The organism is Ochrobactrum sp. SFR4, from assembly GCF_019730395.1.
Classification (GTDB): domain Bacteria; phylum Pseudomonadota; class Alphaproteobacteria; order Rhizobiales; family Rhizobiaceae; genus Pseudochrobactrum.
In genome coordinates this window covers 1-355 of sequence record NZ_JAAPBB010000384.1, presented here as the reverse complement: position 1 = coordinate 355, position 355 = coordinate 1, and the positions used below count along the sequence as shown (strand labels likewise).

General features: G+C 51.8%; 1 protein-coding gene and 1 pseudogene. Both read right to left on the bottom strand.

From position 1 onward, the window contains the following. Nucleotides 1-223 (bottom strand): enoyl-CoA hydratase/isomerase family protein (locus HBA93_RS19480; RefSeq protein WP_286202074.1); only part of this gene is annotated, 223 nt, incomplete at its 3' end. 1 nt (nt 224) lies between these two features. Further along, nucleotides 225-355, bottom strand: a pseudogene (locus tag HBA93_RS24365) (ABC transporter ATP-binding protein); the annotation flags it as partial.

The following is a 355-nucleotide window of genomic DNA, read 5'->3' as shown; positions in this document are numbered from 1 at the left end:
AATGCGCCGGCTGAGGTGTCTGGCCGAATTCGCGTACATCTGCGCCCGCAATAAAGGTACGCCCTGCGCAAATCAGCACGACAGCTTTGACCTTATCGTCGGCATCAAGGGTGGAGACAGCATCCCACAATCCCTGACGCAGTGCCTGACCAAGGGCATTCACAGGCGGATTATCAACTGTAACGAGGGCGATTTCACCTTCACGGGTGATGGTAACTGACATATCAAATTCCCAGATAGGCTTCACGGATTTTAGGATCTGCAATCAGTTCCTCAGCGGAACCTTGCATTGTGATGTTACCGGTTTCCATCACATAACCTCTGTCGGCAACTTTCAGAGCGCCATAGGCATTCT